10 protein-coding genes and 1 pseudogene are annotated in these 14930 nt (G+C 65.7%); 8 read left to right on the plus strand and 3 right to left on the minus strand.

Going from position 1 to position 14930, the window contains the following annotated elements; translation table 11 throughout:
* Positions 1–94: 94 nt before the first annotated feature.
* Entirely contained in the window at positions 95–577 is a 483-nt protein-coding gene (locus K1X41_RS09220) for a low molecular weight protein-tyrosine-phosphatase (protein ID WP_243736030.1), read from the minus strand.
* A gap of 1361 nt (positions 578–1938) precedes the next feature.
* Here K1X41_RS09220 and K1X41_RS16120 point away from each other — a divergent pair.
* Positions 1939–2277 (plus strand): annotated as a pseudogene (locus tag K1X41_RS16120) (5'-nucleotidase C-terminal domain-containing protein); the annotation flags it as partial.
* Between the two features lie 843 nt (positions 2278–3120).
* Here K1X41_RS16120 and K1X41_RS15960 read toward each other — a convergent pair.
* Entirely contained in the window at positions 3121–3906 is a 786-nt protein-coding gene (locus K1X41_RS15960) for a phage holin family protein (protein WP_309478081.1), read from the minus strand.
* Here K1X41_RS15960 and K1X41_RS09230 point away from each other — a divergent pair.
* The 7 genes from K1X41_RS09230 (at position 3821) to K1X41_RS09260 (ending at position 13834) form a co-directional block, all read left to right on the plus strand.
* Positions 3821–6514, plus strand: a complete 2694-nt coding sequence (locus K1X41_RS09230; protein WP_220174432.1) for a purple acid phosphatase family protein — start codon at positions 3821–3823, stop codon at positions 6512–6514. The two genes, K1X41_RS15960 and K1X41_RS09230, sit on opposite strands and share 86 nt — an antisense overlap.
* Positions 6515–7012: 498 nt before the next feature.
* Positions 7013–8143, plus strand: a complete 1131-nt coding sequence (locus K1X41_RS09235) for a histidinol-phosphate transaminase (RefSeq protein WP_220174433.1) — start codon at positions 7013–7015, stop codon at positions 8141–8143.
* On the plus strand, positions 8140–9324 hold the full coding sequence (locus tag K1X41_RS09240) for a thiamine pyrophosphate-dependent enzyme (protein ID WP_132205527.1): 1185 nt from the start codon (positions 8140–8142) through the stop codon (positions 9322–9324). The genes K1X41_RS09235 and K1X41_RS09240 overlap by 4 nt, the downstream gene beginning before the upstream one ends.
* Positions 9321–10322: an alpha-ketoacid dehydrogenase subunit beta gene (locus K1X41_RS09245; protein ID WP_132205525.1), complete on the plus strand. Its 1002-nt coding sequence runs from the start codon at positions 9321–9323 to the stop codon at positions 10320–10322. The genes K1X41_RS09240 and K1X41_RS09245 overlap by 4 nt, the downstream gene beginning before the upstream one ends.
* An 18-nt stretch (positions 10323–10340) precedes the next feature.
* The gene (locus K1X41_RS09250) at positions 10341–11717 is read left to right on the plus strand and encodes a dihydrolipoamide acetyltransferase family protein (RefSeq protein ID WP_133616348.1); all 1377 of its coding nucleotides are present in this window, start codon (positions 10341–10343) and stop codon (positions 11715–11717) included.
* A gap of 34 nt (positions 11718–11751) precedes the next feature.
* A complete protein-coding gene (locus K1X41_RS09255; RefSeq protein WP_220174434.1) occupies positions 11752–12126 on the plus strand; it encodes a hypothetical protein in 375 nt (124 codons plus the stop codon).
* A gap of 190 nt (positions 12127–12316) precedes the next feature.
* Entirely contained in the window at positions 12317–13834 is a 1518-nt protein-coding gene (locus K1X41_RS09260) for a glycosyltransferase family 2 protein (protein WP_220174435.1), read from the plus strand.
* On the opposite strand, the gene K1X41_RS09265 is transcribed toward K1X41_RS09260, so the two are convergent.
* On the minus strand, positions 13805–14809 hold the full coding sequence (locus tag K1X41_RS09265; protein WP_220174436.1) for a cation diffusion facilitator family transporter: 1005 nt from the start codon (positions 14807–14809) through the stop codon (positions 13805–13807). The genes K1X41_RS09260 and K1X41_RS09265 overlap by 30 nt on opposite strands.
* Positions 14810–14930 lie beyond the last annotated feature (121 nt).

The raw sequence follows: 14930 nt of genomic DNA on the forward strand, positions 1-14930 counted from the left end.
TGCGGGTCGGGCGGCTGGGGCGTGGCGCAGCTGCCCTCACGTGCGGGCGCGCGATCCACGCTCATTCTCCCATGCGCGGGGCCGGCCCGTGGACTCAGTGACGCCGTGAGGCGCGCAGCTGTTCCAGCACCGCGGCCGCGCTGCGCTCGACCTGGGTGAGGACGGTGTCGAACGCGTCAGCGTCAGAGTAGTACGGGTCGAACACATCGGGATCGCTGGGCTGATCCGGATCCCACGTGGTGAGGAGCGCAACGCGATCTGGATCAGCGCCGCGATCCAGCAGGGCCCGCTCGTGGTCGCGTGCGAGGGCGATAAGTAGGTCGTGGTCCCTGATGTCGGCGTCTGTGAGCTGGGCAGCGCGGTGTGTGGCGCCGTCGTACCCGCGCGCTGCGAGGGCTGCGAGGGTGCGGGGATCGGCCGGATCGCCCTGGTGCCAGCCGCCAGTGCCGCGTGAGGTGACCTCGAAGCGGTCGGCAAGCCCGGCGTCGGCGATGAGCTGTCGCAGCACCACCTCACCCATGGGGGAGCGGCAGATGTTTCCGGTGCATATGAAGCTGATGCGGTAGGGGGCAGTCACGTGTCCAGTGTGCCTGATCTGGCGCCGGTGGGCCAGGAGCGTCTCCCACCCGCGCTTCTTCCGGATGCCGAGGCGGCTGGTGATGGGGTCGGGGCGCGGGCCCCTGGTTTTTCCACAAGGGTTGACCAATGAGTGGATTCGAATTAGCGTGAGCACTTGGGGGGAGAGCCCGGCTGCCGAGCCGTATTCCAGGAGATCACCCCATGTCGAAACGCCGCGGACCCCGTATGTGGGGAGCGCTCGCCGGAGGTGCAGCGCTTGCGCTCACGCTCGTCCCGCCCGTGACCGCCGCGGCGGCGGCGGAGCGTGACACGAGCGATATTACCTTCGCCTTTGTCAACGACTTCCACGGCCGAATCGATGAGAACACGGTGAAGTGGGCGGGAACGATCGAGCAGATCCGTGCAGCCGGAGGGGCGGACAACACGCTCTTTGTCAGCGCAGGCGATAACTTCGGCAACTCGCTCTATGCGTCTTCGGTGCAGCGAGATACGCCCACGATCGACGTGCTCAATGCGCTGGATCTCGACGCTTCAGCCGTGGGGAACAATGAGCTGTTTATCGGATATGACCAGTTCACGAAGTTGGCGCACGAAGCGAGGTTCCCGTTTCTTGCAGCAAACATGGTCAACGGCTCCACGGGGGAATTGGAGACCGGCGCCTACTCCGTTCACACGGTCGACGGCCTGCGAGTCGCCATCATCGGCGTCACTACGCCAGATACGCAAGTCCAGTTCCCCGCAGGGGACCCCAAGTTCCTCGCCACAATTGACACGCTCAATCGCACGGCGGAAGAGATCGAGCACCACGACCTCGCCGACCTGACAGTCGCGGTCGTACACGACGGGGGCGGATTGCAGTCGCCGCCAGCAACGGTGGACGATGAGCTTGTCCAAGGCGGTGTTCTTGCGAACCTCATGACCCAAACATCGCCGCTGGTTGACGCGCTCTTCACCGGCCACACGCACACTCAATACGTGTACCAAGCGCCTGTCCCTGGCAGCTCTGAGCAGACCCGGCCGGTCATTCAGACTGGCTCGTTTGGCCAGATGATCGGCAAAGTGACGCTGCGCTACGACCGCGGGTCCCAAACAGTGATCTCCTCGACCGCTGAGTTGGTTCCGCGAAGCACGGTGCCGGATACTGCGTTGGTTTCGCAGTTCCCAAGAGTGGCGGCCGTCGAGCGGATCGTGGACGAGGCCCTCCTGCACGCCGAAATGACGGGGAACACGTCGGCGGGACGGGCCACCGCCCCCATCACGACAGCGTTTAGTGGGGGCCAGGTTATCGACGGGCGCTACACGGGTGGGCTCACGGGTCAACGGACGCTGGAGTCCGCGCTCGGCACACTCGTGGCCAATATGTTCCGTGATGTGCAGCAGGATCAGGAAGTGCCCCCGCAGATCGGGCTTTCGCTCCCCAACTTCATCCGCAGCGACCTCCTCCCTGACGCGGCAGGGGACGTTCCTGTGCGGCAGATCATTGACACCTTCGGGATCCGAGACAGGATCACCTCCGCTGATATCACGGGTGCCCAGCTGAAACGGTTGCTCGAGCAGCAGTGGCAGCGAACCGCACAGGGAGAAGCACAGGGATACGTCCAGCTGGCCCTCTCGGACAACCTCACGTATACCTATGACGACGGCAGACCGGAGGGCGATCGGATCACCTCGATCACCGTCGATGGAGAAGCGGTGGATGCCGCGCAACGCTATCGGGTGGGGCTCACGGGCGGGATCCTACTCGGCCTTGTGAACTTCCATGAGGGCTCGACACTGACGAACGTCACGGACTCGGGAATGCTCGATGTCGAAGGATTTCAGCAGTACTTTGCCGCGTTGAGTGCGCAGACGCCGATCGCTCCGAGTTTTGTGAAGCACGGGGTCAAATTCGTCGAAGCCGAGAGATCAGCCTCACTGCTGGCGGGGACGGAAGTTGCTGCGGGAAGCACGCTGGAGTTCGACATTTCAGAACTCGATCTGACGAGCGCTGGTGCGCCAGAGAACACTCGATTGAACGTCGTGGTGAATGACACCGAGCTGGGCTCCGTGCAGATTGTGGATGGCGCAGCGCGAGTAACGGTTGAGGTTTCAGAGGCACTCGCGGGAACAAACGTCGTCTTGAAACTCGGAGCTGAACCGAGCGGCACGGTGGTGACTCGCCACTTCAGGGTGGCACGTGAGGCACCCGATGGCGAGCAGGAGCCGGATCCGGGGCAGAGGCCGGATCTGGATCGGACGCCTGCGCCGGACTCGAAGTATGACCATGCGGTGCGGCCACCGGGGTGCCGGGACCCGATGCGCCCAAGGCGGACGCGGGCGACCTTGCCGCAACGGGTTCTCAGCTGTTCGGCCTGCTCGCCTGCGGCGGAGTCGCCCTCGGCGCGGGCAGCACTCTGCTGGTGTCTCGCCGCGCGCTGCGGAAGCTGCATCACAGCGTGGAACCCTGATCGCAGCCGCAGCCGCAGCCGCAGCCGCAGCCGCAGCCGCAGCCGCAGCCCCTGCGGCGGAGTCGCCTGCGGCGTATGCGGAGTATATGACCGCCTACCGCCCGCGCTTCTTCTTGGTGCCGAGGAGGCTGTTCATGATGCCGGAGAGGATCGAGAGCACGAGCGCAGCGAGCACGCCCCACCAGAAGCTCTCCACCTGCAGGCCGAAGCCCGCAAGGCTGCTGATCCAGGCCACCACGGCAATCATGATGCCGTTCACGATGAGTCCGAACAGACCAAACGTAATGATGTAGAGCGGGATCGATACGAACCGCACCACTCGCCCGAGTGTGCCGTTCACGAGACCGAACACGAGCGCGACGAGCAGCAGTGTGATCAGATGTCCGTAGGCGTCGGTTTCGATCGCCTTGATCCAGACGCCGTGGTCACCATTGCCGCCAACGATGAGCGTGGTGAGCCACAGCGCGAACGCGCTGACGAGTACCCGGATGATCGATCGCATACCTCTATTCTGACACCTGGAGCTGGAGCTGGAGCTGGAGCTGGAGCTGGAGCTGGAGCGTGACACTGCGCGCTCTGCGCAGCCTGCGTTCGCTGCGCGGCGTGTTCCCCCAGCGCGGGTGCAGTTGGCCTTCCCCGAGGGCAGCCGCCCCGCCTGTTCACAGTGCGGACACCGCTGGGTCGCCGCCCGGTTACTCGCCAGCCGCGGCGTGGCCACCCCGAGTTGCTGGGATGGTTCAGGCCCCGTTGTGCGCGGGGCGCGAACCTCTGCACTACTCAAGCGAAGGAATGCAATGTCCCAGTCAAACCCCGCGGCGCGTGCGAGACGGGGCGGCATCGCCGTTGCCGTTGCCACACTGCTCGGTGGCAGTCTGCTCATCCCGACCGCGGCGTCAGCGACGCCGGAGGTGCCGGCCGCTCCGCTCGTGAGCACCGGTACGTCGTGGCAGTATCTCGACGACAACACCGATCCGGCACGCGGCGACGCGAACGTCCGATCGTGGGTCGCCCCCGAATACGACGATACGAACTGGAAGACCGCTGCGGGCGGCTTCGGAGTGAAGAACAATAAGCTCGTCGCGGTCGGCCCCTACACGCCGGCCACGAAGTTGGAGCACTACATTGACGGTGCGGCTGCGCCGACGATCCCGAGCTACTTCTTCCGCACGAGCTTCGATCTCGACGCCGGCGTCGCGGAGCAGGTCGCCTCGCTCACGAGCACTGTGATCTACGACGACGCTCTCGTCGTGTGGATCAACGGCACGAAGGTCGCGAGCTACGAGGATCAGCGGATCACCGAGACGACGAACCTCGAGTATGCGGGCAACAGCAATGGGGACCCCGTCTCGAGCACGTTCTCTGCGAGTGGTGAGCTGCTGCACGACGGCGAAAACACGATCGCTGTGGCGCTCTACCAGGATCGCGCGAGCTCGTCCGATGCGTATTTCGACATGTCAACGCTCACGCTCACGGCCGCAGGGCAGCCCGGTCAGGTTGTCGACGTGCCGCCGACGCGCGTGATCCTCACGCCCACTGAAACACCCGAGACATCGCAGTCGTTCTCGTGGCTGGCAGGCGATGCGAGTCACAACATCGGGCAGGTCGAAATCGGGCTCGCTGCTGGCGGAGACACCCGCACCGTTGACGCTTACGCCGCAGGCGTGGTCAACGGCAACCCGAATCAGCACTTCTCGGCGACGGTTGACGGGCTCGCTCCGGGCACCGACTACCGCTACCGAGTCGGACTGCCGGGCAGTTGGAGCGAGTGGATCGAATTCGGTACCGCGGATCCCGCTGAGACCGATTTCCAGTTCATCTACTACGGTGACGCGCAGATCGGCCTGGATACCACGTGGCCCGAGGTTGTTCGCCAGGCGGAGGAGCGCACCACGAACTCGATCGGTTCAGTGCACGCCGGAGACCTCATTGATTCCTCCAGCAATGAGACGCAGTGGCTCAACTGGTTCAAGGGTATGAAAACCTCAGCCGCGACGACCAACGTCATGGCCGCGCCTGGCAACCATGAATATACGGGCGACAAGCTCCTCTCTGCGTGGAAGGCGAACTTCGAGTATCCGCGCAACCAGCCGAAGCTTGAGACAATTGGTGCGCTTGCCGAGCTTGCGCAGGGCGACACCGAAGAAGCGCGTCAGGCAGCAGCCTACTTTGCGCACTGGGCCGAGTTCGCCGCCGAGACGGTGTATTACACGGACTACCAGGGCGTCCGCTTCATCACGCTGAATGCGACGCGCGACACGACCTTCCTCACCCCGAACGGCCTCCCGGCGTGTGCAGCAGCGACCTGCCCATCGAAGCAGGTGGCGAGCCTGTGGACGCAGTACCAGGCGGCCTGGCTCGACTTTATCCTGTCGGAGAGCCCGTCTCAGTGGAATGTGGTCACGTTCCACCAGCCCGTGTTCTCCACGTCAGCTGGACGGGATGAGCCCGAACTGCGCAAGCGATGGGTGCCGGTCTTTGAGAAGCACAACATCGACCTGGTTCTCATGGGCCATGACCACACTTACGGGCGCGGTTTCGTGAATGAGACTGCGACGGATGTGCCAGGGATCACGTCTGGTCCCGTCTACGCAGTGTCGAACTCTGGTGCAAAGCACTACGACCTCGCCCCGGAGAAGGACAATGTGTGGACGAACAACGGTGCGACGCAGGTGCTGCGTGGCGAAGGCGTCACCACCTATCAGGTGGTTGACGTCAGCTCGGATCAGCTCGTTTACCGCTCCTACCTGGCCGAAAAGACCGCGAACTCCACGACGGACAAGGCTGTCGGGGATCTGTACGACGAGTTCACCATCACGAAGTACGCCACTGGGGCAAAGTACGTGACTGAGGCCGGCGTTGACATTCCTGCTGGTCCTGCGCTGCAGGTCTCGGCAGGCTCGGTTGCTGCAGGATCCAAAGTGACGCTGACGGGTTCTGGATTCGTTGCAGGATCCGAGGTCGAGGTGGAGCTGCGCTCCGAGCCCGTCTCGCTCGGAGGCGCAACCGTTGCCGCTGATGGGTCATTTGCGCTCACCGCGACCGTGCCTGCGGCAACGCCCGCCGGTGAACACCAGCTCGTGGTGATCCTGCCCAATGGCGCAGAGGTGGCGACCGCGCTGACTGTGACCCCCGCGGTTGACGGCGGCACTGACGGTGGCACCGATGGCGGCTCGACCGACGGCAGCACCGACGGCGGCACTGACGGCGGCACTGACGGCGGCACTGATGGTGGCACTGATGGTGGCACCGATGGCAGCACTGATGGTGGCTCGACTGACGGTGGCACCGATGGCGGCTCGACCGATGGGGATGCCGGCACCGGCACGCCAAGCGCGCCAGGTGGCCCGAATGGCACCGGCGCGAAGGACGGAACGCTCGCGACCACGGGTGGCGTCGTACTGCCGCTGGTGCTCGGGGGTGCGTGCCTGCTGATCGCCGGTGCGGCCATCGTGCTGGCACGCCGACGTGAGGTGAGCCGCGAGAGCTAATCCGCACTCCTGCGCGCCACGGCTCAGCGCAGCAGCAGGCCCCCACACGGATCCCATCCGGGTGGGGGCCTGCTGCTGCGTCCTGCCTGCCCCGCACCCCACCCGGAGCGGGCAGGTGCTTTCGCCGCCTGGAAGTTCTCCGAAGTGCGCAACGCCGCCATGCATTCCATCGTTCAGAGTGCGAGAAGGTGAGCGGGAGGGCGGGCTGAGGTCGGGCTGCGGGGGACTGCGGGCGGCATCGCAAGGCAGACATGTGAATTACAGCGGTGTAATTTCGGAGAAAAGTTCGAGTTATCCACACATCTCTCCCCAGACTGTGCACAATGTTCGGCACGTGTGTTCTAAATAACGAGAAGTTATCCACAGAATCGGGCACGCCTGGGGAAAACTGTGGAGAACTCGCGCTCGCCTGCGTGCGCCCCGGCCGGCGCGCACGCACAGGGACTCCACACGCGTGTATCCCCGCTCGGAGATACCCCCTCAGTACACTGGGACCCTATGAGCGACAACGCATTGCCGCCGGTGCGGCTCCGCGCCGATGTGCTCGCTGTACCCGCCTACCGGCAGGGTGCGGCGCCGTCGGCAGCCGGATTCAAACTCTCCAGCAACGAGAATCCGTTCGCCCCGCTCCCAGGAGTGGCAGACGCCATCGCCTCCCGCGGCGACGTGAACCGCTACGCCGCGGCCGCAATGCCTGAGCTGCGCGCAGCAATCGGCGCTGAGTTTGGGGCCTCAGGCGAATACGTGCACCTCGCGGCGGGCTCCGTTGCGATCCTCTACCAGCTCGTGCACGCCGCGGCAGGCCACGGCGACAGCTATATGTATGCCTGGCCGAGCTTCGAGGCGTACCCGTCACTCGGACTCGCCTCCGGCGCGACACCCGCAGGTATTGCCCTCACGGCCACCGCGGAACACGATCTGGACGCGATGGCCGACGCCATCACGGAGCGCACCCGCGTCATCCTGCTGTGCACTCCCAACAACCCCACCGGCCCCGCCCTGCGCCGTGCCGACTTCGATCGCTTCATGGCGCGTGTCCCCAGCGACACGCTCGTCGTGCTCGACGAGGCCTACCGCGAGTTCGTCACGGATCCGGCAGCGGTGCGCGGCGAAGATGTGCTGAGCGCGCACCCCAACCTCGTCGTGCTGCGCACCTTCTCGAAGGCATACGGCCTTGCCGGCCTCCGGATTGGCTACGGCGTCGGCGATCCGGCCATCTTCCGCGCGGCAGCGAGTGTCGCGATCCCGCTCTCCGTGACCGGGATCGCCGAGAGTGCCGCCCTGGCCTCACTCACTCCCGAGGCCCGCGAGGTGCACACGGAGCGAGTAGCCGCCATCGTGGATCGCCGCGACCGGCTCGTCGCAGGCCTGCGCGAGCTCGGGATCACGGTGCCAGATGCCCAGGGCAACTTCGTCTGGATCCCGGAGGCCGCGGACCTCGGCACTCCCGACGCCGCAGCCGGTGTCCCAGACGCCCTCGCGCTCGCCGCAGCGTTCGCTGCAGTCGGCACCCTCGTGCGGCCATTCGCGGGCAAGGGTGTTCGAATTTCAGTCGGCGAGGAAGACAGCCTCGCCCTCATTATTGACACGGTGCGCGAGTTTCTCGCGCAGCTGGGAGGAGCCGCGTGACTCAATCCGCACTCACGATTGACCTGCAGGATCCGGACCCCATCCGGTTCCTCGACGACGAGGGGAACTACGCGCCCTCCGCGACCGCTGCGGAGTACGCGGATGAACTGGCGGAGGTCGGCGTCGCCGAGTTCCAGCAGTGGTACCGCGACATGGTGTCCACGCGCGCCTTCGATGTGGAGTGCACGCACCTGCAGCGCCAGGGGCAGCTCGCCCTTTGGGTTCCGAGCATCGGCCAGGAAGGCTGCCAGGCCGGCATCGGCCGCGCGGCTGAGCCGCAGGATCACATCTTCCCCGCGTACCGGGAACACACGGTTGCGCATATCCGCGGCGTGCCGCGCGTGCAGCTCGCCGCGCAGTTCCGCGGCCTGACGCACGGCGGCTGGGACATCACGGATCCGGCCAACGGGAATTTCCACCTGTACACACTCGTGCTCGGTGCGCAGACGCAGCACGCAACGGGCTACGCCCTCGGCCAGTTGCTCGATGCCAAGCGTGCGGCGGCGGATACGACGCTCGACGCCGGTGAGGCAGGAACCGCCACTGGTGAGGCGACGATTGTGTTCTACGGTGATGGCACGAGCAGTCAGGGGGACGCGAACGAGTCAATGATCTTCGCCGCGAGCTACCAGACGCCCGAGGTCTTCGTGGTGCAGAACAACCGCTGGGCGATCTCCGTGCCGGTGGCACGACAGTCGCGCACCCCGCTCTACCGCCGCGCACTCGGGTTCGGGATCCGTGCCGTGCAGATCGATGGCAACGACCCGCTTGCTGCCTACGCAGTGGCGCGCCGCTTCTTGAAACTTGCCCGCACCGGTGCCGGCCCAGGCTACATTGAAGCCCTGACCTACCGGATTGGCGCGCACACCACGAGCGATGATCCCACTCGCTACCGCGAGGCCGAAGAGTTGGCCCACTGGGAGGCGCGCGATCCCGTCGCCCGCCTTGAGCATCACCTCCGTGCACTCGGAGTGGGGGACGATTTCTTCGCCGAAGTCCAGGAGACCGCGGACCGCGAGGCGAAGGTCGCTCGCGATGCGATCCTGCAGCTGCCGAAGCCGACTGCCGACTCGATGTTCGCGCACGTGTACTCAGCAGCACACCCGCGAATTGAGGAGCAGCGCGCCTGGCAGGCGCGGTATGAGGCCTCGTTTGAACACCAGGAAGGGGTGGGCGCATGAGCCAGGTGACCACACTGAACGAGCCCGGTACGCTGCCGATCGCGCGCGCCATCAATGAGGGGCTGCGCGCAGCCATGGCCGCGGATGAGCGAGTCATCCTGATGGGCGAAGATATCGGCCCGCTCGGCGGGGTGTTCCGCGTGACGGACAAGCTGCAGGCCGAGTTCGGCTCAGCGCGCGTCCTCGACACGCCGCTCGCGGAGGCCGGCATCATCGGGAGTGCGATTGGGCTCGCGATGCGCGGCTACCGCCCCGTGTGCGAGATCCAGTTCGACGGGTTCATTTTCCCCGCGTTCAACCAGATCGTGACGCAGTTGGCGAAGATCACGAACCGTCACGACGGCGCCGTGTCGATGCCGATCGTGATCCGCGTGCCCTACGGCGGGCACATTGGTGCGGTCGAGCACCACCAGGAGAGCCCTGAGGCGTACTTCGCACACACCCCAGGATTGCGGGTGGTCGCGCCCTCGACACCAAATGATGCGTACTGGATGATTCAGCAGGCGATTCAGTCGCCGGATCCAGTGCTGTTCTTCGAGCCGAAGGCGAAGTACTGGCAGAAGGGTGAAGTCGATCCGAGCGCGCCAGCAGCCGAACTGCACCAGACCCGGGTCGCGCGCACTGGCACCGACTGCACCGTCGTCGGCCACGGCGCAATGGTGACCACGCTCCTGCAAGCCGCTGAGGTTGCGCAATCAGAAGGCACGAGCCTCGAGGTTGTCGATCTGCGCAGCCTCTCACCGATCGACTACGCGCCACTGATCGCGTCCGTTCGGAAGACGGGACGGCTCGTCGTTGCGCAGGAGGCACAGGGCGGCCTGAGCCTCGGCAGCGAAGTCGCCGCGACGGTCACTGAACACGCGTTCACTGCGCTGCTGGCGCCCGTGCTGCGCGTCTCCGGCTACGACGTGCCGTTCCCACCGGCCCACCTCGAGGGGCTGTACCTCCCCGACGCGGATCGCGTGCTCGAGGCCGTTGACCGTACACTGCAGTATTAACCCGACGGAGGAACCACTATGAGTGAAATGTCGTTTCCCCTGCCCGACGTCGGTGAGGGATTGACCGAAGCCGAAATCGTCACGTGGCACGTGGCTCCCGGCGATGCCGTCGCCCTCAACCAGGTGATCTGCGAGATTGAGACCGCGAAGTCGGTCGTCGAGCTTCCCTCCCCGTTCGTCGGCACCGTCACCGAGCTGCTCGCCGAACCCGGCCAAACCGTGCCAGTGGGCGACCCCATCATGCGGGTATCAACCGATGTGGCAGCTGCGGCTGGAGCGGCTGACGCGGCACCGAGCCACGGCGATGCAGGGGGATCGGGTGCCATCGATTCCGCTGCCTCAGTCTCAGCTGAAGCCCGAGACATTGAGGCAGATACCGCCGCGAGCGTCGAGCACGAGGAACCGGCAGGGGCTGTGCTCGTCGGGTACGGCACGACCGGAGCACCCAAGTCACGTCGCCGCCGCGGTGGCGAACCTGTGCTGCCTCGCGCGGACGGCCTGCCTGCAGCGGTTGCCGCTGCCGGGACGGCACCGGGGGCGGTGCTTGCAAAGCCTCCGATCCGGAAACTCGCAAAGGATCTGGGTGTCTCACTGGCTGAGGTCGAGGGAACGGGGCCCGCAGGCGAGATCCTCCGCGCCGACATCGAGCGCCAGGTGACGCAGGCGCGGGTGTTCCGCAATCGCGAGACGCCAGAACCCTCCGAGCTCCGCGAAGAGCGGATTCCGCTCAAGGGGATGCGGAAGCAGATCGCGAAAGCGATGGTCGCGAGCTCTTCGGAGGCACCGCACGTTGGCGTGTTCACCGACGTCGATGCGACCCGAACCATGGAGTTCGTGAAGCGACTGAAGACCTCCTCGGATTTCGCTGGCGTCAAGGTATCGCCGCTGCTGATCTTTGCGAAGGCGATGCTGTGGGCGATCCGACGCAACCCGGAGGTGAACTCGACCTTCACAGAAACCGAGATCATCCGGCACAACTTCGTGAACCTCGGAATCGCGGCGGCCACGCCCCGCGGCCTCGTCGTGCCGAACATCAAAGAAGCGCAGGATCTCAGCCTGCTCGAACTCGCGAAGGCGATCGAGCAGCTGACGTTCACCGCTCGCGACGGCCGCACGCAGCCCGCGGAGATGGCACACGGGACCATCACGATCACGAACATTGGTGTGTTCGGCATGGACTTCGGCACCCCCATCCTCAATCCGGGGGAGTGCGCGATCATGGCGATGGGCACGATTCGCGAGAAGCCGTGGGTGGTTGACGGTGAGGTGCGCCCGCGCATGGTCACGACCGTTGGCGGATCGTTCGATCACCGCATCGTTGATGGTGATGTGATCTCCCGCTTCGTGGCCGACGTCGCTTCCGTGCTTGAGGAGCCGGCACTGCTGCTCGATTGAGTGGCACCACGGGGCTCGGTCGAGCGGAGATGCAATGATTCCAGCACCCGAACGGGCACCGGGAGATGACGCCGGTGGCGCCGCAGAACGGTCAGAGACTTCCGGCGCCCGCGCGGGCTCGACGAATAGGCGACGGACGCTCGCTGCCTGGTTCGTCGCGAGTGCGTTCCTGGGACTCGCGGTGTGCTGGATCGGGCTGGGTGCCACGCAACACTCCCCTGGCTATTCCTGGCTCATGTGGCTATATGGGATGTGGCTCGCCTGTCTGCTGTTTGCGCCGTTGGCTGGCGTGGGCGCTGCGATCGGGCACTCGGTGGGATCGCGCGCGATCCGGACCTGGGGCATTGTCGGCCTCGTCGCCTGCCTCCCAGGGTGCTTCCTCTCCTTCACGCTACTTGGCAACTTGTAGGGTCCACCCTTACGGCGCCCCGAGACCTGGGGCCACCCTGGGGCCGCACTCGGGGCGGGTGCCGGGCCGGGGGAGCTGGCAACATTCTCAGCTCACTCGCCCGGCCAGCAAACCCCAAGCGTCGCTTCGGTAGTGTCCTCATGGGGGCGCACGAGGAGCGTCCTCTGCGCCCGTACGGGTGGAGGACCAGATGAGCGAAGTGCACGCACCACGAGTGAGCGTCATCATGCCGGTGTACAACGCGATGCCGTACCTCACGAGCACGCTGCAGTCGGTGCTCGCACAGGATCTGGGCGACATCGAGATCATCGCGATCAACGATGGTTCGACGGACCACTCCGGAGCAGAACTCGATCGCTTCGCGCTGGGAGACGATCGCGTGGTCGTGCTGCACCAACCCAATAGCGGGTGGCCGGGCAGTCCACGCAACCGGGGGATCGAACGCGCACGAGGCGAGTACCTGTTTTTCATGGACGCTGACGACACGATGGCCCCAAGCGCGCTGCGCGACATGGTGGAGATGGCTGATGGGCGTGGCGCCGACATCGTGATCCCGCGCTTTGCGGGCACCGGAGGGAGGCGGGTGCAATCGCTGTTTCAGCGGCATCCGGCGGGGCGGATCTCGGTCGCGCGGGCCATGGAGACGCTCTCACCGCAGAAGCTCTTCCGGCGCGAGCTCATTGAGCGGGCGGCACTCAGGTTTCCGGAGGAGCGGGTGCGGCTCGAAGACGGCATCTTTGTCGCCAGGGCGTACACGAGTGCGCGCCACATCATGCTCTGCGGAGAGCACCCGCTGTACTTCATTGCGCTGCGTGATGACGGGCAGAACATCTCCTCGCGTGCGATAGAGCCCGAGAACTACGTGGCGTCGTGCCGGCGCATTGCCCAGATCCTGATCGATGGCACACCAGATCAGGCCGCAGGTCTCCGCCTCGTGCTGCAGTTCTTCCAGCGTAAGGGGCTGCGCTTTTACGCACAGCAGCGCTGGGATCGCATGGCACCGGCGACTCGAGCGACCTGGGTCGCGCTGCATCGAGCACTCCTGCAAGAGTTCCTCCCACCTGCGTGTGATGCTTGGGTGGCGCACCCCACGGATCGCCGCAAGATTGCGCTCATTCGGGCCGGGGATCTTCCTGGGCTTGACGCAATCATCGCCGCTGAATCGCAGTGCGCGCATCAGGCTCAGGCCATGGCTGTACGTGAAACGGATCGCGGCACTGAGCTCACGCTCGCGGCGGTGCCCGCTGCTGCCGGATCGCAGCTCCGGCGTGGGATACCGAGAGCGCCGCGGTTGGGCGCGGTGCGCCGTATTGATCGGGCCATGCGGCTGTTCGGAGGAAGCCGTGCCGCCCGGGGCCTGAACCGGCGCATCGCGGCCGGGCTGACCCGCGGAGCGCCGCGGGTGTGGCTCGTCCTCGGGAGCCGACGGCGCGATCGCACGGTCGCGCTGGCTGGCCGACTCGTTGGACACGAGCCGGGCACCGGGGCGCTCACCTACGCGTTCGTGCTCTCGCCGCAGCTCCTGCAGAGCTTCGGGCCGGATCGCGTGGACATGTGGACGGTCGCAGGCACCACCGACGGACTGTCTGGTGCACGATCACGAGTCCGGAGCGATGAACGGGTGGTGGTCGAAAATGCGGCAGACCGGTTCTACACCACCGCGTTGGGTAACGCGTCGCTACGGGTGTTGCCCGGCGTCTCCGTGTGACACTGGTTCGAGCTGGATCGTCGTGTGATCGGTGTCGAAATGCTCGTGGAGACAGGCCCGCAGTTCGTCAAGGATCGCGTGGTAGCCGCGCTCGTCCCACGCGGCATCTGTGACCGTGACGTGTGCGGAGAACGCAGGGACACCCGAGGTGATCGTCCACGCGTGCACGTCGTGCACCTCTGAGACGCCCGGCACGGCGAGCATGTGCTCGCGCGCCACGTCGACGTCGATGTTCTGGGGTGCGCCCTCGAGCAGCACGGCCACGACATCGCGGAGCAGGCTGATCGCACGCGGGAAGATCAGAAGAGCGATGGCGATCGATGCGATCTGGTCAATGGTGGTCCAGCCCGTGATCATGATCACGAGGGCAGCGACGACGACGGCGGCGGAGCCGAGAAGATCGCCGAGCACCTCCAGGTACGCGCCGCGCACGTTGAGGCTTTCTTTCTGACCGGATCGCAGTATCAGGAGCGACACGAGATTTGCGATCCCGCCGAAGACCGCAGCCCAGAGCATGATCCCGGACTCGATCTCGACCTCGGCGCCGAAACGGGCGATCGCCTGCACGAAGATCACGACAGCGATCACGCCGAGCACAATGCCGTTGACGAGCGCGGCGAGCACTTCGACGCGCAGATAGCCGTAGGTGCGCTTGGAGTTCGTTGGGAGGGTCGCGATGAGGCTGGCGATGAGCGCGATCGCGACGCCGGTCGCATCGGTGAGCATGTGCCCGGAGTCGGCCAGCAGGGCGAGTGAATTCGAGATCAGCGCGCCGATCACCTGGACGAGGAAGACGCTCAGCGTGATCGAAAGGACAATGATGAGTCGCTTGCGGTGCTTTCCCGTCGCCGTGGTGGCGCCCTGCAAGCCGTGATCGTGCGCGTGGCCGCTGCCCTCGGGAGTCGCTGGCCGCTCGGGGTGGCCGGCACTGAAATCGGGATCACAGGCCGGTTCGCGTTCCTCACCGCTGTTCATGCTGCGACCATACCAAGCCCGTTGATGGGGTGCACGGCGAGTGTCCACGAGGATCCGCGCTGGGCTCGCGCTGCGAACCGCGCAGCGTCGAGTCGCCGGGGAATGGGTGTGGTCTGCGATG

It is taken from the genome of Leucobacter luti, from assembly GCF_019464495.1.
GTDB classification, from domain to species: Bacteria; Actinomycetota; Actinomycetes; order Actinomycetales; family Microbacteriaceae; genus Leucobacter; species Leucobacter luti_A.

Bases quoted from the DNA above. Each gene is read 5' to 3' on its own strand.
- K1X41_RS09265 (WP_220174436.1), bottom strand. From the start codon at position 14,809: ATGAACAGCGGTGAGGAACGCGAACCGGCCTGTGATCCCGATTTCAGT.
- K1X41_RS09260 (WP_220174435.1), top strand. From the start codon at position 12,317: ATGAGCGAAGTGCACGCACCACGAGTGAGCGTCATCATGCCGGTGTAC.
- K1X41_RS09245 (WP_132205525.1), top strand. From the start codon at position 9,321: ATGAGCCAGGTGACCACACTGAACGAGCCCGGTACGCTGCCGATCGCG.
- K1X41_RS09250 (WP_133616348.1), top strand. From the start codon at position 10,341: ATGAGTGAAATGTCGTTTCCCCTGCCCGACGTCGGTGAGGGATTGACC.
- K1X41_RS15960 (WP_309478081.1), bottom strand. From the start codon at position 3,906: ATGAGCAGACTGCCACCGAGCAGTGTGGCAACGGCAACGGCGATGCCG.
- K1X41_RS09230 (WP_220174432.1), top strand. From the start codon at position 3,821: ATGTCCCAGTCAAACCCCGCGGCGCGTGCGAGACGGGGCGGCATCGCC.
- K1X41_RS09255 (WP_220174434.1), top strand. From the start codon at position 11,752: ATGATTCCAGCACCCGAACGGGCACCGGGAGATGACGCCGGTGGCGCC.
- K1X41_RS09235 (WP_220174433.1), top strand. From the start codon at position 7,013: ATGAGCGACAACGCATTGCCGCCGGTGCGGCTCCGCGCCGATGTGCTC.